The sequence below is a fragment of the Streptomyces sp. AHU1 genome (genome assembly GCF_045343905.1).
Classification (GTDB): Bacteria; Actinomycetota; Actinomycetes; order Streptomycetales; family Streptomycetaceae; genus Streptomyces; species Streptomyces triticiradicis.
In genome coordinates this window covers 6879102-6895810 of record NZ_CP174283.1, presented here as the reverse complement: position 1 = coordinate 6895810, position 16709 = coordinate 6879102, and the positions used below count along the sequence as shown (strand labels likewise).

The 16709-nt window shown below is 70.7% G+C and carries 17 protein-coding genes; 12 read left to right on the top strand and 5 right to left on the bottom strand.

The genetic code is table 11. The features are described from left to right. The first annotated feature begins 43 nt into the window (after positions 1-43). The 10 genes from ACICHK_RS30595 to ACICHK_RS30550 all read left to right on the top strand — a co-directional run bounded on the left by ACICHK_RS30595 (position 44) and on the right by ACICHK_RS30550 (position 9332). On the top strand, positions 44-1738 hold the full coding sequence (locus ACICHK_RS30595; protein WP_406839384.1) for a nitrite/sulfite reductase: 1695 nt from the start codon (positions 44-46) through the stop codon (positions 1736-1738). Next, the gene (locus ACICHK_RS30590; RefSeq protein ID WP_406839383.1) at positions 1735-1914 is read left to right on the top strand and encodes a hypothetical protein; all 180 of its coding nucleotides are present in this window, start codon (positions 1735-1737) and stop codon (positions 1912-1914) included. Before ACICHK_RS30595 ends, ACICHK_RS30590 begins: the two co-directional genes overlap by 4 nt. Further along, positions 1911-2621: a phosphoadenylyl-sulfate reductase gene (locus ACICHK_RS30585; RefSeq protein ID WP_406839382.1), complete on the top strand. Its 711-nt coding sequence runs from the start codon at positions 1911-1913 to the stop codon at positions 2619-2621. Before ACICHK_RS30590 ends, ACICHK_RS30585 begins: the two co-directional genes overlap by 4 nt. Continuing rightward, positions 2618-3217 (top strand): adenylyl-sulfate kinase, encoded by a 600-nt coding sequence (gene cysC, locus ACICHK_RS30580; protein WP_151473465.1) that lies wholly within the window; start codon positions 2618-2620, stop codon positions 3215-3217. The genes ACICHK_RS30585 and cysC overlap by 4 nt, the downstream gene beginning before the upstream one ends. Then, positions 3214-4152 carry a sulfate adenylyltransferase subunit CysD gene (gene cysD / locus ACICHK_RS30575; protein ID WP_406839381.1) on the top strand — a complete coding sequence of 313 codons (939 nt, stop codon included), beginning with the start codon at positions 3214-3216 and terminating at the stop codon, positions 4150-4152. The genes cysC and cysD overlap by 4 nt, the downstream gene beginning before the upstream one ends. 2 nt (positions 4153-4154) lie before the next feature. After that, entirely contained in the window at positions 4155-5510 is a 1356-nt protein-coding gene (locus tag ACICHK_RS30570) for a sulfate adenylyltransferase subunit 1 (protein WP_406839380.1), read from the top strand. Between the two features lie 232 nt (positions 5511-5742). After that, complete coding sequence (locus ACICHK_RS30565) at positions 5743-6864, top strand: aliphatic sulfonate ABC transporter substrate-binding protein (protein ID WP_406839379.1); 1122 nt, start codon at positions 5743-5745, stop codon at positions 6862-6864. A gap of 36 nt (positions 6865-6900) precedes the next feature. Further along, a complete protein-coding gene (locus ACICHK_RS30560) occupies positions 6901-7689 on the top strand; it encodes an ABC transporter ATP-binding protein (RefSeq protein ID WP_406839378.1) in 789 nt (262 codons plus the stop codon). Further along, positions 7676-8578 carry an ABC transporter permease gene (locus tag ACICHK_RS30555; RefSeq protein ID WP_406839377.1) on the top strand — a complete coding sequence of 301 codons (903 nt, stop codon included), beginning with the start codon at positions 7676-7678 and terminating at the stop codon, positions 8576-8578. The genes ACICHK_RS30560 and ACICHK_RS30555 overlap by 14 nt, the downstream gene beginning before the upstream one ends. 7 nt (positions 8579-8585) lie before the next feature. Beyond that, positions 8586-9332, top strand: coding sequence for a sirohydrochlorin chelatase (locus ACICHK_RS30550; RefSeq protein WP_406839376.1), 747 nt, complete (start codon positions 8586-8588; stop codon positions 9330-9332). A gap of 34 nt (positions 9333-9366) precedes the next feature. Here the strand turns inward: ACICHK_RS30550 and ACICHK_RS30545 are convergent, their stop codons facing one another. The 4 genes from ACICHK_RS30545 to ACICHK_RS30530 form a co-directional block, all read right to left on the bottom strand. Next, positions 9367-9984, bottom strand: a complete 618-nt coding sequence (locus tag ACICHK_RS30545) for a DsbA family protein (protein WP_406839375.1) — start codon at positions 9982-9984, stop codon at positions 9367-9369. A gap of 105 nt (positions 9985-10089) precedes the next feature. Continuing rightward, the gene (locus ACICHK_RS30540; protein ID WP_406839374.1) at positions 10090-10683 is read right to left on the bottom strand and encodes a TIGR03086 family metal-binding protein; all 594 of its coding nucleotides are present in this window, start codon (positions 10681-10683) and stop codon (positions 10090-10092) included. 10 nt (positions 10684-10693) lie between these two features. After that, positions 10694-11101 (bottom strand): DUF4440 domain-containing protein, encoded by a 408-nt coding sequence (locus ACICHK_RS30535; protein ID WP_406839373.1) that lies wholly within the window; start codon positions 11099-11101, stop codon positions 10694-10696. Further along, positions 11094-11642 carry a DUF1697 domain-containing protein gene (locus tag ACICHK_RS30530; RefSeq protein WP_406839372.1) on the bottom strand — a complete coding sequence of 183 codons (549 nt, stop codon included), beginning with the start codon at positions 11640-11642 and terminating at the stop codon, positions 11094-11096. Before ACICHK_RS30530 ends, ACICHK_RS30535 begins: the two co-directional genes overlap by 8 nt. A 262-nt stretch (positions 11643-11904) precedes the next feature. Between ACICHK_RS30530 and ACICHK_RS30525 the strand changes: the two genes are divergently transcribed. After that, a complete protein-coding gene (locus tag ACICHK_RS30525) occupies positions 11905-14175 on the top strand; it encodes an MMPL family transporter (RefSeq protein WP_406839371.1) in 2271 nt (756 codons plus the stop codon). A gap of 136 nt (positions 14176-14311) precedes the next feature. Here ACICHK_RS30525 and ACICHK_RS30520 read toward each other — a convergent pair whose 3' ends face one another. Next, entirely contained in the window at positions 14312-15286 is a 975-nt protein-coding gene (locus tag ACICHK_RS30520) for a CDP-alcohol phosphatidyltransferase family protein (protein WP_406839370.1), read from the bottom strand. A gap of 493 nt (positions 15287-15779) precedes the next feature. Here ACICHK_RS30520 and ACICHK_RS30515 point away from each other — a divergent pair, with 493 nt between their 5' ends. Beyond that, positions 15780-16643 carry a phosphotransferase gene (locus ACICHK_RS30515; protein WP_406839369.1) on the top strand — a complete coding sequence of 288 codons (864 nt, stop codon included), beginning with the start codon at positions 15780-15782 and terminating at the stop codon, positions 16641-16643. The last annotated feature ends 66 nt before the right edge of the window (positions 16644-16709 follow it).

Genomic DNA, 16709 nt, shown 5'->3' with positions numbered 1-16709 from the left:
CCGCAGTCAGACCTGCCCCGCAGTCTCGAAGGACGTAACAGCCATGGCCGCCACCCCGCAGGATCCCGCCGTCGCGCCACGCCGCAAGGTGAGCCGTCACCGCGGCGAGGGCCAGTGGGCCGTAGGTCACTTCACCCCGCTCAACGGCAACGAGCAGTTCAAGAAGGACGACGACGGTCTCAATGTGCGGACACGCATTGAGACGATCTACTCGAAGCGGGGATTCGACTCGATCGACCCCAACGACCTGCGCGGCCGGATGCGCTGGTGGGGTCTCTACACCCAGCGCAAGCCCGGGATCGACGGCGGCAAGACCGCGATCCTGGAACCGGAGGAGCTGGACGACAAGTACTTCATGCTGCGGGTGCGCATCGACGGTGGCCGGCTGACCACCGAACAGCTCCGGGTCATCGGCGAGATCTCGCAGGAGTTCGCGCGCGGCACCGCCGACCTCACCGACCGTCAGAACGTCCAGTACCACTGGATCCGCATCGAGGACGTCCCCGAGATCTGGGACCGCCTGGAGGCCGTCGGTCTGTCCACGACCGAGGCCTGCGGTGACACGCCCCGCGTCATCCTCGGCTCGCCGGTCGCCGGCATCGCCGAGGACGAGATCATCGACGGCACCCCGGCCGTCGAGGAGATCCAGCGCCGGATCATCGGCAACAAGGACTTCTCGAACCTGCCCCGCAAGTTCAAGTCCGCGATCTCCGGCTCGCCGCTGCTCGACGTGGCCCACGAGATCAACGACGTCGCCTTCGTCGGCGTGAACCACCCCGAGCACGGCCCCGGCTTCGACCTCTGGGTCGGCGGCGGCCTCTCCACCAACCCGAAGATCGGCCAGCGCCTCGGCGCCTGGGTCCCGCTCGACGAGGTCGCGGACGTCTTCGAAGGTGTCATCTCGATCTTCCGCGACTACGGCTACCGGCGGCTGCGCAACCGCGCCCGCCTGAAGTTCCTGCTCGCCGACTGGGGCGTGGAGAAGTTCCGCCAGGTCCTGGAGGACGAGTACCTGGAGCGCAAGCTGGTCGACGGCCCCGCCCCCACCCAGCCCGTCGCCCGCTGGCGCGACCACGTCGGCGTGCACCGGCAGCAGGACGGCCGCTACTACGTCGGCTTCGCCCCGCGCGTCGGCCGCATCGACGGCGCCACCCTGACGAAGATCGCCGAACTGGCGGAGGCGCACGGTTCGGGCCGGGTGCGCACCACGGTCGAGCAGAAGATGATCGTCCTCGACGTCGAGGAGGGACAGGTCGACTCGCTCGTCGAGGGTCTGGAGGCCCTCGACCTCACCGCCCGGCCGTCCTCGTTCCGGCGCGGCACGATGGCCTGCACCGGAATCGAGTACTGCAAGCTCGCGATCGTCGAGACCAAGGCGCGCGGCGCTTCCCTGATCGACGAACTCGAGCGCCGCATCCCCGAGTTCGACGAGCCCATCACCATCAACATCAACGGCTGCCCCAACGCCTGCGCCCGTATCCAGGTCGCGGACATCGGTCTCAAGGGCCAGCTGGTCCTGAACGACGCGGGCGAGCAGGTCGAGGGGTACCAGGTGCACCTGGGCGGCGCGCTCGGCCTGGAGGCCGGGTTCGGCCGCAAGGTCCGCGGCCTGAAGGTCACTTCGGACGAGCTGCCCGACTACATCGAGCGTGTCCTCAAGCGCTTCCAGGCGGAGCGCGAGGCCGACGAGCGCTTCGCCGCCTGGGCCGCGCGCGCCTCCGAGGAGGCACTGTCGTGAGCGAGCGCGCGGCGCCGTTCTACTGCCCCTACTGCGGGGACGAGGACCTGCGACCCAGCGAAGAGGGCCACGGCGCGTGGGAATGCGCGGCGTGCAACCGAGCCTTCCAGCTGAAGTTCCTGGGACTGCTGTCCCGGGGCGTCCAGCCGGAGGAACGTGGAGGGGCGGAGATATGACGACCGTTCAGCAGGAGCGCACGGACAACGACTTGAGGAACCTGGCCGAGCAGGCCGGGCGCGACCTCGAGGACGCCTCCGCGCTGGAGATCCTGCGCTGGGCCGCGGACACCTTCGGCGAGAAGTTCTGCGTGACCTCCTCGATGGAGGACGCGGTGGTCGCCCACCTGGCGTCGCGCGCCCGGCCCGGCGTGGACGTGGTGTTCCTCGACACCGGGTACCACTTCCCGGAGACGATCGGCACGCGGGACGCGGTCGAGGCCGTGATGGACGTCCGCGTCATCACTCTGACCCCGCGCCAGAGCGTCGCCGAGCAGGACGCCGAGTACGGGCCGAAGCTGCACGACCGCGACCCCGACCTGTGCTGCAAGCTCCGCAAGGTCCAGCCGCTGGAACAGGGCCTGACGGGCTATCAGGCATGGGCGACCGGCCTGCGCCGCGACGAGTCCCCCACCCGGGCGAACACCCCGGTCGTCGGCTGGGACGAGAAGCGCCGCAAGGTCAAGGTCTCCCCGATCGCCCGCTGGACGCAGGACGACGTGGACGCGTACGTCGCCGAACACGGCGTCCTGACCAACCCGTTGCTGATGGACGGCTACGCCTCCGTCGGCTGCGCCCCCTGCACCCGCCGGGTGCTGGAGGGCGAGGACGCGCGCGCCGGCCGCTGGGCGGGCCGCGCCAAGACCGAGTGCGGACTGCACGGATGACGACGACCACGACGAACACCGCGCCCGGCGCGGGTCCCACGATTTCTCAGGAGCGGGAAGTGACGAGCGGAGCCACCGTCTGGCTCACGGGTCTGCCGAGCGCCGGCAAGACCACCATCGCCTACGAGCTGGCGGGCCGGCTGCGCGAGGAGGGCCGCCGCGTCGAGGTGCTCGACGGCGACGAGATCCGCGAGTTCATCTCGGCGGGCCTCGGCTTCAGCCGCGAGGACCGGCACACCAACGTGCAGCGGATCGGCTTCCTGGCCGAACTGCTCGCCCGCAACGGCGTCACGGCGCTCGTCCCGGTCATCGCTCCCTACGCCGACAGCCGTGAGGCGGTGCGGGGGCGTCACGAGGAGAACGGGACGACGTACCTGGAGGTGCACGTGGCGACCCCGGTCGAGGTGTGCTCCGTACGGGATGTGAAGGGTCTGTACGCCAAGCAGGCCGCGGGGGAACTGACGGGGCTCACCGGGGTGGACGACCCCTACGAGGCGCCCGAGTCGCCCGACCTGCGCATCGAGTCGCACACCCAGACCGTGCAGGAGTCCGCCGCCGCGCTGCACGCGCTGCTCACCGAGAAGGGTCTCGCATGACGACCGTCGCCAGCGTCTCCGAGGAGACGGAGAGCAGCCCGTACGCGCTGTCGCACCTGGACGCGCTGGAGTCCGAGGCCGTCCACATCTTCCGTGAGGTGGCGGGCGAGTTCGAGCGGCCGGTGATCCTCTTCTCCGGCGGCAAGGACTCCATCGTCATGCTGCACCTGGCGCTGAAGGCGTTCGCCCCCGCGGCGATCCCCTTCACGCTGCTGCACGTGGACACCGGGCACAACTTCCCCGAGGTCCTCGACTACCGCGACCGGACCGTGGCGCGCCACGGGCTGCGGCTGCACGTGGCCTCGGTGCAGGACTACATCGACCGCGGTGTCCTCAAGGAGCGCCCGGACGGCACCCGCAACCCGCTGCAGACGCTGCCGCTGACGGAGAAGATCCAGTCCGAGCGCTTCGACGCCGTGTTCGGCGGCGGACGCCGTGACGAGGAGAAGGCCCGCGCCAAGGAGCGCGTCTTCTCCCTGCGCGACGAGTTCTCCCAGTGGGACCCGCGCCGCCAGCGGCCCGAGCTGTGGAACCTCTACAACGGCCGCCACGCGCCCGGCGAGCACGTCCGCGTCTTCCCGCTGTCCAACTGGACCGAGCTCGACGTGTGGCAGTACATCGCCCGCGAGGGCATCGAACTGCCCGAGATCTACTTCGCGCACGAGCGCGAGGTCTTCCAGCGGTCGAACATGTGGCTGACCGCCGGCGAGTGGGGCGGCCCCAAGGACGGCGAGACCGTCGAGAAGCGGCTCGTCCGCTACCGCACGGTCGGTGACATGTCCTGCACCGGCGCCGTCGACTCCGACGCGACCACGCTGGACGCCGTCATCAACGAGATCGCCGCCTCCCGGCTCACCGAGCGCGGCGCGACCCGCGCCGACGACAAGATGTCCGAGGCCGCGATGGAAGACCGCAAGCGCGAGGGGTACTTCTAGACATGACCAGCACCACCGAACCCACCGAGCCCCTGTCGGTCGAACAGCTCTCGGCGACCACCCTGCTGCGGTTCGCGACCGCGGGCTCCGTCGACGACGGCAAGTCCACGCTCGTCGGGCGACTGCTGCACGACTCGAAGTCGATCCTGACCGACCAGCTGGAGGCCGTCGAGCACGCCTCCCGCAACCGCGGCCAGGACACCCCCGACCTCGCGCTGCTCACCGACGGCCTGCGGGCCGAGCGCGAGCAGGGCATCACCATCGACGTCGCCTACCGCTACTTCGCCACCGCGCGGCGCCGGTTCATCCTCGCCGACACCCCCGGCCACGTGCAGTACACCCGCAACATGGTCACCGGCGCCTCCACCGCCGACCTCGCCGTCGTGCTCGTCGACGCCCGCAACGGGGTCATCGAGCAGACCCGCCGGCACGCCGCCGTCGCCGCGCTGCTGCGCGTCCCGCACGTGGTGCTCGCCGTCAACAAGATGGACCTGGTCGGCTACGAGGAGTCCGTCTTCGCCGCGATCGCCGAGGAGTTCACGGCGTACGCCTCCGAGCTGGGCGTCCCCGAGATCACCGCGATCCCGATCTCGGCGCTCGCCGGTGACAACGTCGTGGAACCGTCCGCGAACATGGACTGGTACGGCGGCCCGACGGTCCTGGAGCACCTGGAGACCGTTCCGGTCAGCCACGACCTGGCGCACTGCCACGCCCGGCTGCCCGTGCAGTACGTGATCCGCCCGCAGACCGCCGAGCACCCCGACTACCGCGGCTACGCCGGCCAGATCGCCGCCGGCTCGCTCCGCGTCGGCCAGCAGATCACCGTCCTGCCGTCCGGGCGCACCTCGACGATCTCCGGGATCGACCTGCTGGGCGAGCCCGTCGACATCGCGTGGACCCCGCAGTCGGTGACCGTCCTGCTGAAGGACGACATCGACATCTCCCGCGGCGACCTGATCGTGCCGAGCAAGGACGCGCCCGCGACCACGCAGGACGTCGAGGCGACCGTCTGCCACGTCGCCGACGAGGTGCTCACCGTCGGCCACCGGGTGCTGCTCAAGCACGGCACCCGCACGGTCAAGGCGATCGTCAAGGACATCCCCTCCCGCCTCACCCTCGACGACCTCTCGCTGCACCCGCACCCGGGCCGTCTGGTCGCCAACGACATCGGCCGCGTCAAGATCCGCACCGCCGAGCCGCTCCCGGTCGACTCCTACGCCGACTCCCGCCGCACCGGTGCCTTCATCCTCATCGACCCGGCCGACGGCACCACGCTGACCGCCGGCATGGTCGGCGAGTCCTTCGCCGCGCCGCAGCCGGTCAAGGACGAGTCCGACGACGACGGCTGGGACTTCTGACATGAACCCCATCGACATCTACGCGACGTTCGCGAAGGAGGGCGGCCGCGTCGGCAGCGGCGCCCTCGGCAGCGGGCAGGGCGGAGTGGCGCGATGTGCGCGATGACGTACGCGCACTGCCTGCGCGCCCCGTCCCCCCACCGGACGTCCCCGTTACGACGAAGACCTGCCGACCTCCCGGCCACGACCTGAGAAAGGCGTGACCGCCGGGCCACCGAGAGGAAACCCTCCCGTGCCTGCCATCCGCTCCACGCGCACCAAGCTGCTGGGCCGCGGTATCGCCCTCGTCGCCGCTCTCCCCCTGCTGGCGCTCGCCGCCTGCAGCTACGGCTCCGAGGCCAAGGACGACAACTCCGCGGCGAAGGTCGCCGCCGGGTCGAAGAAGATCGACGGACTCGACTCCGTGAAGATCGGCTACTTCGGCAACCTGACGCACGCCACCGCGCTGGTCGGCAACCAGAAGGGCTTCTTCCAGAAGGAGCTCGGCGCCACCGAGGCGAAGTACCAGATCTTCAACGCCGGGCCCTCCGAGATCGAGGCGCTCAACTCGGGCTCCATCGACATCGGCTGGATCGGCCCCTCGCCGTCCATCAACGGCTTCACCAAGTCCGAGGGCAAGAGCCTCAGGATCATCGGCGGTTCGGCCTCGGGCGGCGTCAAGCTCGTGGTGAACCCCAAGAAGGTCACGTCCCTGAAGGACGTCAAGGGCAAGAAGATCGCCACCCCGCAGCTCGGCAACACCCAGGACGTCGCGTTCCTCAACTGGGCGGCGGAGCAGGGCTGGAAGGTCGACGCGCAGAGCGGCAAGGGTGACGTGTCGGTCGTCCGCACCGACAACAAGATCACCCCGGACGCCTACAAGTCCGGTTCCATCGACGGCGCCTGGGTGCCGGAGCCGACCGCGTCCAAGCTGGTCGCCGAGGGCGGCAAGGTGCTGCTCGACGAGTCGGACCTGTGGCCCGACAAGAAGTTCGTGATCACGAACATCATCGTGTCGCAGAAGTTCCTGAAGGAGCACCCGAAGGTCGTCGAGGCGGTCCTGAAGGGCTCGGTCGAGACGAACAAGTGGATCAACGCCAACCCGGACGACGCCAAGGCCGCCGCGAACAAGCAGCTGGAGGCCGACTCGGGCAAGGCGCTGCCGGCGAAGGTCCTCGACCCGGCCTGGAAGTCCATCCAGATCACCGACGACCCGCTGGCCTCCACGCTGAACACCGAGGCGGACCACGCGGTGAAGGCCGGTCTCCTGGAGAAGCCGAACCTGAGCGGCATCTACGACCTCACGCTCCTGAACAAGGTCCTCGCCGCCGCGGGTGAGAGCAAGGTCGACGACGCCGGTCTCGGCGTCAAGTAAGCCCGGATCCCGATGAGTTCCCAGGAGGTGACGACCATGGCAACGACGCTCGCCAAGGCCGCCGACGGCGCCGACACGACCGAGTACGCCGCCCGCATCGAGCACGTCTCGAAGTCCTTCGCCGGACCCGCGGGGCCCCAGCTCGTCCTCGACGACATCACCCTCGATGTCGCGCCGGGCGAGTTCGTCACCCTCCTGGGGGCCTCGGGGTGCGGCAAGTCCACACTGCTGAACCTGGTCGCGGGGCTGGACAAGCCCTCGGCCGGCACCATATCGACCAACGGGCGCCCCGCTCTGATGTTCCAGGAGCACGCCCTCTTCCCGTGGCTGACCGCGGGCAAGAACATCGAACTCGCCCTGAGGCTCCGGGGAGTGCCGAAGGCCGAGCGGCGCGGGCGGGCCGAGGAACTGCTCGAACTCGTCCGGCTGAAGGGCGCGTACGGCAAGCGGGTGCACGAGCTGTCCGGCGGTATGCGCCAGCGCGTGGCGATGGCCCGGGCGCTCGCCCAGGACAGCCAGATCCTGCTGATGGACGAGCCGTTCGCGGCGCTGGACGCCATCACCCGGGACGTGCTGCACGACGAACTGACCCGGATCTGGCGCGAGACGGGGCTGTCCGTCCTCTTCGTCACGCACAACGTCCGTGAGGCGGTCCGGCTCGCCCAGCGCGTGGTCCTGCTGTCCTCCCGCCCGGGGCGCGTCGCCCGGGAGTGGCGGGTGGACATCCCGCAGCCGCGCCGCATCGAGGACGCTCCCGTGGCGGAGCTGTCCATCGAGATCACCGAAGAACTGCGTGGGGAGATCCGCCGTCATGGCCAGCACTGAGACGAAGTCCGACGAGGCGGTCAAGGACACCGACGGCCTCGGCGGGCTGGAGGCGGGCCTCGACGCGCTGGAGTCCTCCGAGGTCGGTCACCGTTCCTTCGGCACGACCTTCCGGCAGAAGGTGCTGCCGCCGCTGATCGCGTTCGTGATCGTCCTGGCGGCCTGGCAGGCGCTGATCACCTTCAAGATCGTCGACGACCCGACCAAGCTGCCCTCGCCGTCCGACGTCTGGAGCGAGGTCCGGAACGCCTGGCTCCAGGGCACCCTCCTCGACTACATCTGGACCAGCGTCTCGCGCGGTCTGCTCGGCTTCCTGTTCGCCCTGGTGATCGGGACCCCGCTGGGTCTGCTGGTGGCCCGGGTGAGGTTCGTGCGCGCCGCGATCGGCCCGATCCTGTCCGGTCTGCAGTCCCTGCCCTCGGTGGCGTGGGTGCCGCCGGCGGTGATCTGGCTGGGCCTGAACAACTCGATGATGTACGCGGTGATCCTGCTCGGCGCGGTCCCCTCGATCGCCAACGGGCTGGTGTCGGGCGTGGACCAGGTGCCGCCGCTGTTCCTGCGGGCGGGCCGCACGATGGGCGCGACGGGTCTGCGCGGGACCTGGCACATCGTGATGCCGGCCGCGCTGCCCGGCTACCTGGCCGGTCTGAAGCAGGGCTGGGCCTTCTCCTGGCGCTCCCTGATGGCCGCGGAGATCATCGCCTCCTCCCCCGACCTCGGCGTGGGCCTCGGCCAGCTGCTGGAGAACGGCCGCAACGCCAGCTCCATGCCGATGGTCTTCCTCGCCATCTTCCTCATCCTGTTCGTCGGCATCGCCATCGACCTGCTGATCTTCAGCCCGGTGGAGCGGTGGGTGCTGCGCAGCCGCGGACTCCTGGTGAAGGGCTGACCCCGTCATGAACAGGTCCGAGCGTCCCGTCCTCGTCGTCATCGCCCACGGCAGCCGCGATCCGCGGCACGCCGCGACGGTGCACGCCCTGGTGGAGAGGGTGCGCGACCTGCGCCCGGGCCTGCGCGTGGAGACGGGCTTCCTGGACTTCAACATCCCCTCCGTGCAGGGGGTGCTGGAGTCCCTGGCGGCCGAGGGGGTGCGGGACGTGGTGGCGCTGCCGCTGCTGCTGACCCGCGCCTTCCACGCCAAGTCGGACATCCCGGCGGTGCTGCGCGAGGCACCGTCACGGCTGCGGATCCGGCAGGCGGAGGTGCTCGGCCCGTCCCCGCTGCTGACGGCCGCGCTCGAACGCCGTCTGTACGAGGCGGGGCTCGCGCCCGCCGACAAGTCCCGGACCGGGGTCGTACTGGCCTCGGCGGGGTCCACCGACCCGGAGGCGATCGCGGTGATCGCAGAAATCGCGCGGGAGTGGCGGCACACCGGCTGGTGCGCCGTGCGGCCCGCGTTCGCCTCCGCATCCCTTCCCCGCACCGAGGACGCCGTCCGCGAGCTGCGCGCCCTCGGCTGCGAACGCGTCGCCGTCGCCCCGTACGTCCTGGCCCCCGGTTTCCTGCCGGACCGCATCGCCCGGGGCGCCGCCGGGGCGGACGTGCTCGGCGACGTCCTCGGTCCCGCGCCGGAGGTCGCGCGGGTCCTGCTGGACCGCTACGACGGGGCCCGGACGCCGTCGCTGTCCGCGATCGGCGCCTGACCTCCGCGCACGGTCGCGGGGGTTTTGGAGGCGGTCAGTCGAAGGAGAGGCCGCCCGTCCGGGTCCGCTTGAGCTCGAAGAAGTCGGGGTGGGCGGCGAGGACGCGGAAGCTGTCGAAGAGTTCGGCGGCCTTCTCGCCGCGCGGAACGGCCCGGAGCACGGGGCCGAACCACACCGTTCCATCCACATGGATGGTGGGGGTGCCCACATAGGCGCCGGAGTCCGCCTCGGTCCCGGCGTCATGGCTGCGGCGCACCGCCTCGTCGTACGAGGGGTCGTGGGCCGCGTCGGCGAGGTCGGCCGGGAGTCCGAGCTCGGCGAGCGCCTCGGCGGTCACCGCGTCGAAGTCCTTCATCCCGCGCTGGTGGATGCGGGTGCCGAGCGCGGTGTAGAGATCGCGCAGCACCTTCTCGCCGTGCGCCTCTGCCGCGGCCACCGCCACCCGTACCGGCCCGATGGACCGGTCCACCAGATCCCGGTACCAGTCGGGCAGTTCGTTGCCGGTGTTGTGCAGGTACAGGCTCATGGCGTGGAACCGGAGGTCGAGCGGACGGCTCCGCTCGACCTCGAGGATCCAGCGCGAGGTGATCCAGGCGAAGGGGCAGGCGGGGTCGAACCAGAAGTCGACCCGGGTGGGTGATGTCGTCGTCATGCCGTCGAGGCTAGTCACCCGGTGGCACAGGATCCTGGCCCAATCACGCATGGGAATCGTGGGCCAATTCTCCGGTTCGGCTCCGGCCGCACGGCCCGCCGGCCGCTACGTCGTGGACCGGCGCGGGTCCCGGCCGCTGTGGGCGAGGGCGCGGTCGAAGGCGGGCGCGTCCTCGGAGACGGCCACCGGGTCGGCGAAGCCCTCGTAGCGGCGGTAGAGCTCGGCGTGGGTGTCGACCACGTCGAGGACGAACCGGGCGGCGCCGTCCGAGACGCGGAAGGTCCCTCCCGTGGCCGCGGCGACGTCCCAGCCGTGCACCGCCATCTCCTTGACGATCATCGCGGCGATGTCGGCGGCGGGCATCCTCTCCGTCCCGAGGGGGACCTCGCCGTCCCACACGGCGGGGTCGTCCCAGGCCGCGACCGCCCGGTCGAGCTGCTCGGCGTAGGCCTCGGCCCAGCCGGGTTCGGCCGTGAAGTCGCGCGCGGTCAGCTCCTCGGGGAGCTGCCTGCGCAGGGCCCGGTGCTCCAGGCCGTGCGAGGTGTAGAGGACCCAGTGGTTGACCAGGGTGCGGACGTCCCAGTCCGTGCAGTACGAGGGCCTGGACAGCTGTTCGGCCGTGACCCCGCGGGCCACCCGGGCGGCCTCGGCGGCGCATTCGACCATGTGCGGATACACGTTCTTGTACGCATCGTTCATGGCTTCCACGCTACGGAAGCGGGGGCCGCGCCTCTTGAACAAACGCGACAGTCCCCGCGGGGTCGTACGGCGTGCCCTGGTGGAAGTACAGGAGCCAGTCGTCCCCGACCCGCCGCCACAGCGAACTGCGGTGCACCCGGCGGCCGTTGCTGTCGGTGTCGAAGGTCAGGTGGACCAGGTCGGGGGCCAGCTGCACCCCCTTCATGCGTGAGGTCGTGATCCGGCCGCCGTCATCCATCCCGTCGGCCAGCGACGCGACGGTCGAGGCGCGGTCCCAGACCCGGCCGGACGAGCCGAACTCGCGGAAGTCGGGGTGCAGCAGCGCGACGACCAGGTCCGGCGAGCGGCGGACCGCCGGATCGAGCAGGCGCAGCTCGTTCTCGACGGCGGCCTCGACGGCGGCGTTGTGCTCAGACACCGGTCAGCTCCTCCAGTTTGACGACGGTGTTCCAGTTCCGCGTGGTGGCGAGGACGCCCTTGAGCAGCCTGGGCTTCGCCAGGGTCTCCGCCAGCCTGGAGCGGCCGAGCCCGTCGGGCGCGTAGAGGTACAGGGCGCGGTCCCCGAGGCGGAACTCCTCGGGGAGGAAGGCCGCGGGCTCGATGGAGGCGAAGCGCCCGGCGTCGACGGGGTGCGAGAAGTACGTGACGTGCAGCTGCCTGGCCTCCAGCTCGGCCGCCGGGAACGGGCAGGCCTCCCGCACGGCCCGCAGATAGGCGTGATCGCGGACGAGCACGCCGACGCCGAAGCCGAAGTGCTTCTCGACGGCCCCGGACAGCTCCTCGGCGAGGGACTCCTCGTCGCCGCCGTCGCTGCTGAACACCGCGTTCCCGCTCTGGAGATAGGTGCGGACGCCGCCGTACCCGAGTCCTTCCATCAGGGTGCGCAGCTCGGCCATCGGCACCTTCTTCGCGCCGCCCACGTTGATGCCGCGCAACAGCGCCGCGTACGTCGTCGTCATCCGCCCACCATAGGCCGGGCGCGGCGTACCGGGGGCGGGGCGCGACAGCCGGGCCGGTCCCTGAGTGGCGCCCCCGAGAAGTGCCGTTACGTGTAAGGGGCTTCCATCCTCCCCAGTGGGGAGGACGCGGGGTCCCCGGGGAGGAGCGGCAGGTCCGGCGGTTCACCGGACAGCACGAGGAGACGTGATTGTCGGGCCCATACCTTCATTACGGAAGGTGGCGGCAGGGGGCTGTCACCGTGCTCAAGGGGGCAGGCCCGTCATGGGGAACGCAGACACACGGGTGCGCGGCATCGCCGCGCGAGCAGGCGGCTGGAGCGCCCGCCACCGATGGGCCGCCGTCGGAATCTGGGTGCTCTTCGTCGTCCTGGCGATGGGCCTCGGCTCCGCGGCGGGCCGCGTCGACGTCAAGGAGAGCGACCAGCTCAAGGGCGAGACCCACACCGCAGCCAAGATCATCGAGGATGCCGGGATCGAGGAGCCGGCGAGCGAGACGGTTCTGGTCCAGGCGAAGGACGCGGGCACCAGGGCGACCGACGCCGACTTCAGGAGCGCGGTCTCCGCGGTGGTCCAGGCCGTCGGCGCCACCGGCAAGGTCACCGACGTGACCTCGCCGTACGACACGAAGACGATCTCGAAGGACGGCCGCAGCGCGCTCGTCCAGTTCGACATGCGCGGCGACTCGGAGACGGCGGGCGACCGCGTCGAACCCGTGCTGAAGGCCGTCGAACGCGTCCAGAAGGACCACGCCGGGCTGCGGATCGAGGAGATCGGCGGCGCCAGCATGATGAAGCAGTACGACGACGCGTTCGGCGACGACTTCCAGAAGGCCGAACTGTCCGCCGTCCCCGTGGCGCTGGGCATCCTGCTGATCGCGTTCGGCGCGCTGGTGGCGGCGCTGCTCCCGGTGGCGCTCGCCGTCACGGCCATCATGGCGACGATGGGCCTGATGGGCATCGTCAGCCATCTGATGCCGATGAGCGACACGGCCAACTCCGTGATGCTGCTGGTGGGTCTGGCCGTCGGTGTCGACTACTGCCTGTTCTACCTGCGGCGTGAGCGCGAGGAGCGCGAGGCCGGCCGCGACGCCGGTACGGCGCTGCGGATCGCCGCCGCGACCAGTGGCCGCGCCATCATCGTCTCCGGGGTCACCGTGTGCGTGGCGATGGCGGGCATGCTCTTCACCGGGCTCGCCGAGTTCGAGGCGATGGGCCTGGCCTCCCTGATGGTCGTCGCCGTCGCCATGGTCGGCTCGGTCACCGTGCTCCCCGCACTGCTCTCCCTGCTCGGCGACCGTGTCGAGAAGGGCCGCATCCCGTTCCTGCACCGGGCCAAGCGGCGCGCCGCGGGCCGGGGCAACCGCCGTCCGGCCGACGAGGGCAGCCGGTTCTGGAGCGCCGTCCTGCGCGTGGTGCTCGCCAAGCCCGCCGTCTCCCTGGTCGTCGCGACGGGCGCGCTGCTCGCCGTCGCCGCCCCGGCGCTCGGCATGAAGACCCAGCAGCTCACCCTGGACAAGGAGTTCGGCGACTCGCTGGCGATCGTCGGCACGTACAACCGGGTCAACGAGGCCTTCCCCGGCGGCTCCGAGCCGGCCCAGGTGGTCGTCAAGGCACGGGACATCGACGCCGCCGACGTGAAGGCCGCGCTCGCCGACTTCCGTGAGGCGGCGGTCAGTTCGGGTGCCTCGCGCGGTCCGGTCGACATCAAGGTGTACGCGGAGCACGACGTCGCCTTCGTCTCCGTCCCGCTGGTCGGCGGCTCCGACCAGGGCAAGGCGGAGAAGAGCCTGGAGCTGCTGCGCGACACGGTGCGCCCGCGGACGCTCGGCAAGGTCGACGGCCTGCAGGCGCCCATCACCGGCCAGGTCGCGGGATCGCACGACTTCAACGACCAGCTCATCGGCTCGGTGACCCCGGTGTTCGCCTTCGTGGTCGTGTTCGCCTTCGTCCTGATGCTGCTCTCCTTCCGTTCCCTGACGATCGCGGTCACCTCGATCGTGCTCAACCTCCTCTCGGTGGCGGCCGCCTACGGCATCCTGGTCGCGGTCTTCCAGCACGGCTGGGGCGCTTCCCTGGTGGGCGCGGAGGGCGTCGGCGCCATCGTCACCTGGCTGCCGCTGTTCCTGTTCGTGATCCTCTTCGGGCTCTCGATGGACTACCACGTGTTCGTGGTCTCCCGGATCCGCGAGGCACGGCTGCGGGGCCGCAGCACCAAGGACGCCATCCGGCACGGGGTGGTCACCACGGCCGGTGTCGTCACCAGCGCCGCCGTCATCATGGTCGCCGTCTTCGCGATCTTCGGAACCCTGTCCATGCAGTCCATGAAGCAGATGGGCGTGGGCCTGGCGGCCGCGGTGCTCATCGACGCGACGATCATCCGGGGTGTCCTGCTCCCGGCGGTCATGGCGCTGCTCGGCGAGCGCAACTGGTACCTGCCGAAGTGGCTGAACCGGATGCCCGACCTCACCCACGACGAGGCCCCCGAGGCCGCCCTGCAGCCGGTGCTGCCCCAGGGCGAGCGGGCCGGGGTGTAACCGGCCGGAACGGCCTCACGCGTCCAGTGCCGCATCTTCCGGGCCCGTCGGCCTCCGCTTCGGGGGAGGCCGACGGGCCGCTGCCGTTTCCCCGGTGCGGCACGGCCGCCCTGACGGCCCCACCGACGAACGGGACTCAGGCGGCCTTGGTCACCGCGTCGCGCTCGAACGAATTCATCGTGCGCGTGAAGTCCCGGGTGGACAGCAGCAGCTTGTAGATGATGGCGAGTTCGAAAACAAGAATCAGCACACCCGAGACGACGGTCGCCTCCAGGACCGCGTCGAGGAGCGGACCGATGATGAAGACACCCATCTGGAATTCGATTCCGCTCACCAGATGAGGGCGAATCCGGTACCGCAGCAGAAGGGAACGCACTCTCAGATAAACCGGAAAACGGAGACGGAACTCCCGCTGCAGATCGACGACCCGGGGCGAGGGAACGGCCGTCGCACCCCGGGCGGCCTCCACCCCGGCGGCCGCCTCGGCTTCGCCCGTGTCCTGCTCGATGTCGGCCGCGGGGTTGTCGCGCAGCAGGTCCTCCATGAAGGTCAGTTCGGCCTGGTTCTCGGCACGGCGGGCCTCCCGCAGCCGGGATTTGATCTGCTTGCGCATCGTGTGGCGTATCTTGAAGATCTCCAGGGAGTTGATGTAGCGCAGGGTGTCGAGTCCCACGACGGCGAGGGCCAGCCAGATGTACAGCTCCTCTCCGCTGCGCCCGTACTGGCCGGCCATCAGCGCCACCGCGCACGCGGCGACCCGGATGCGATCGAAGACGAAGTCCAGCCAGGCGCCGAACACCGAGCCCTGACCGGTGAGCCGGGCGAGCTTGCCGTCCATGCAGTCAAAAATGAAGCTGACGTGGTAGACGACCGCGCCCGCGACGAGCCAGCGCCAGTCACCGAGCGCGAAAAGGGCCGCCGAGACCAGACCGAGCAGGAACGCGCCCCAGGTGATCTGGTTCGGCGTGACCCGCGTCCGCATGGCCAGCTGCCTGACCAGCGGTGTGGCGACCGGGTCGACGAGCAGCACGGTCCACCACGCGTCACGCTTCTTCTCCGTGATACGCCGCACCTCGGCGAGGTCCGGAATGTCTCGACGTACGAGTCTCATGGGTCAACTCTCCGACGTTCGATTGAAATTAACCTCACGTTAGGAATCCCCTTACCCGGGTCACAAGATCCGTTCCGTGCAACCTTTTCGAGGGATCAACGGTCCAACCGGAACCCGAGTCCATGGGATTTTCCGGCGCCTCCCTCGTTATCCGCGCGTTACACAATGACCCGACCGTTATTGAATGTGCGCCAGGACTTCACGTCCCCGGTACAACCCTTGCGGAAGGGGGTCGCGCGGCTCGCGGACGGTGACATTCCGGTGGCCCCGGCCCGCTCGCGGCACTCGGCCGCGCGGTTCCGCTTCGACGGGATCCGCCTCCCTCGTACGCCGTTGCCGTGATCACGGCCCGCCGAGCGGCACCGCACGGCTCAGGACACCGCGCGCCCGGTCCGGCCTGGGGAAATGCGACACTGGCCGACGGACGGCGGGAACCCGGAGCCGTCGTACGCGAGGGCCGCGCGGGTGGTGCGCGAGGACACGGAGGCGAGCGATGGACGAGGCACGGGCGCGGGACGTACTGGCCGCGGCGAAGGTGCTGCCGTGGCCGGCGCGGGACGCGTCGCTCCTCGCCCTCGGCGAGAACGCGGTGTTCGGCGCCGGTGACCTGGTCGTCAAGGTGGGGCGCGACGCCGAACTCCACGACCGTGCGCGCCGGGAACTGGCCGTAGCCGCCTGGCTCGCCGACTCGGGCGTCCCCGCGGTGCGGGCCGCCGAGCCGGAGGCACTGCTGGTCGACGGACACCCCGTGACGGTGTGGCACCGGCTGCCCGACGCCGTCCGCCCCGCCGAGCCGGGCGATCTGGCCGGGCTGCTGCGGGTGGTGCACGCGCTGCCCTCGCCCTCCTTCGCGCTGCCGCCCCGCGAGCTCCTCGGCGGCGTGGAGCGCTGGCTGCGCCTGGCGGGCGACGCGATCGCCCCCGCGGACGCGGCCTACCTGCGGGAGCGGCGCGACGGCTTCGCCGCCGCGGCCGCCGCGCTCACCCCGCGGCTGGCGCCGGGCCCCATCCACGGCGACGCGCTGCCCCGCAACGTCCACGTCGGCCCGGACGGACCGGTCCTGGTCGACCTGGAGACCTTCTCCGCGGATCTGCGGGAGCACGACCTGGTGGTCATGGCCCTCTCCCGCGACCGCTACGGGCTTCCCGCCGAGGCCTACGACTCCTTCACGAAGACGTACGGCTGGGACGTCCGGACGTGGGAGGGCTGCTCGGTGCTCCGGGGCGCCCGCGAGACCGCGAGCTGCGCCTGGGTCGCCCAGCACGCGCCGACGAACCCCGAGGCGCTGGCCGAGTTCGAACGCCGGGTGGCGTCACTGCGGGACGGCGACGAGACGGTGCGCTGGTACCCGTTCTGACCTGATCCCGGGCACCCGCCGGGACCACCGCCCTGACGCGGGGCGTAAGCCGCGGCCACCCTGAGG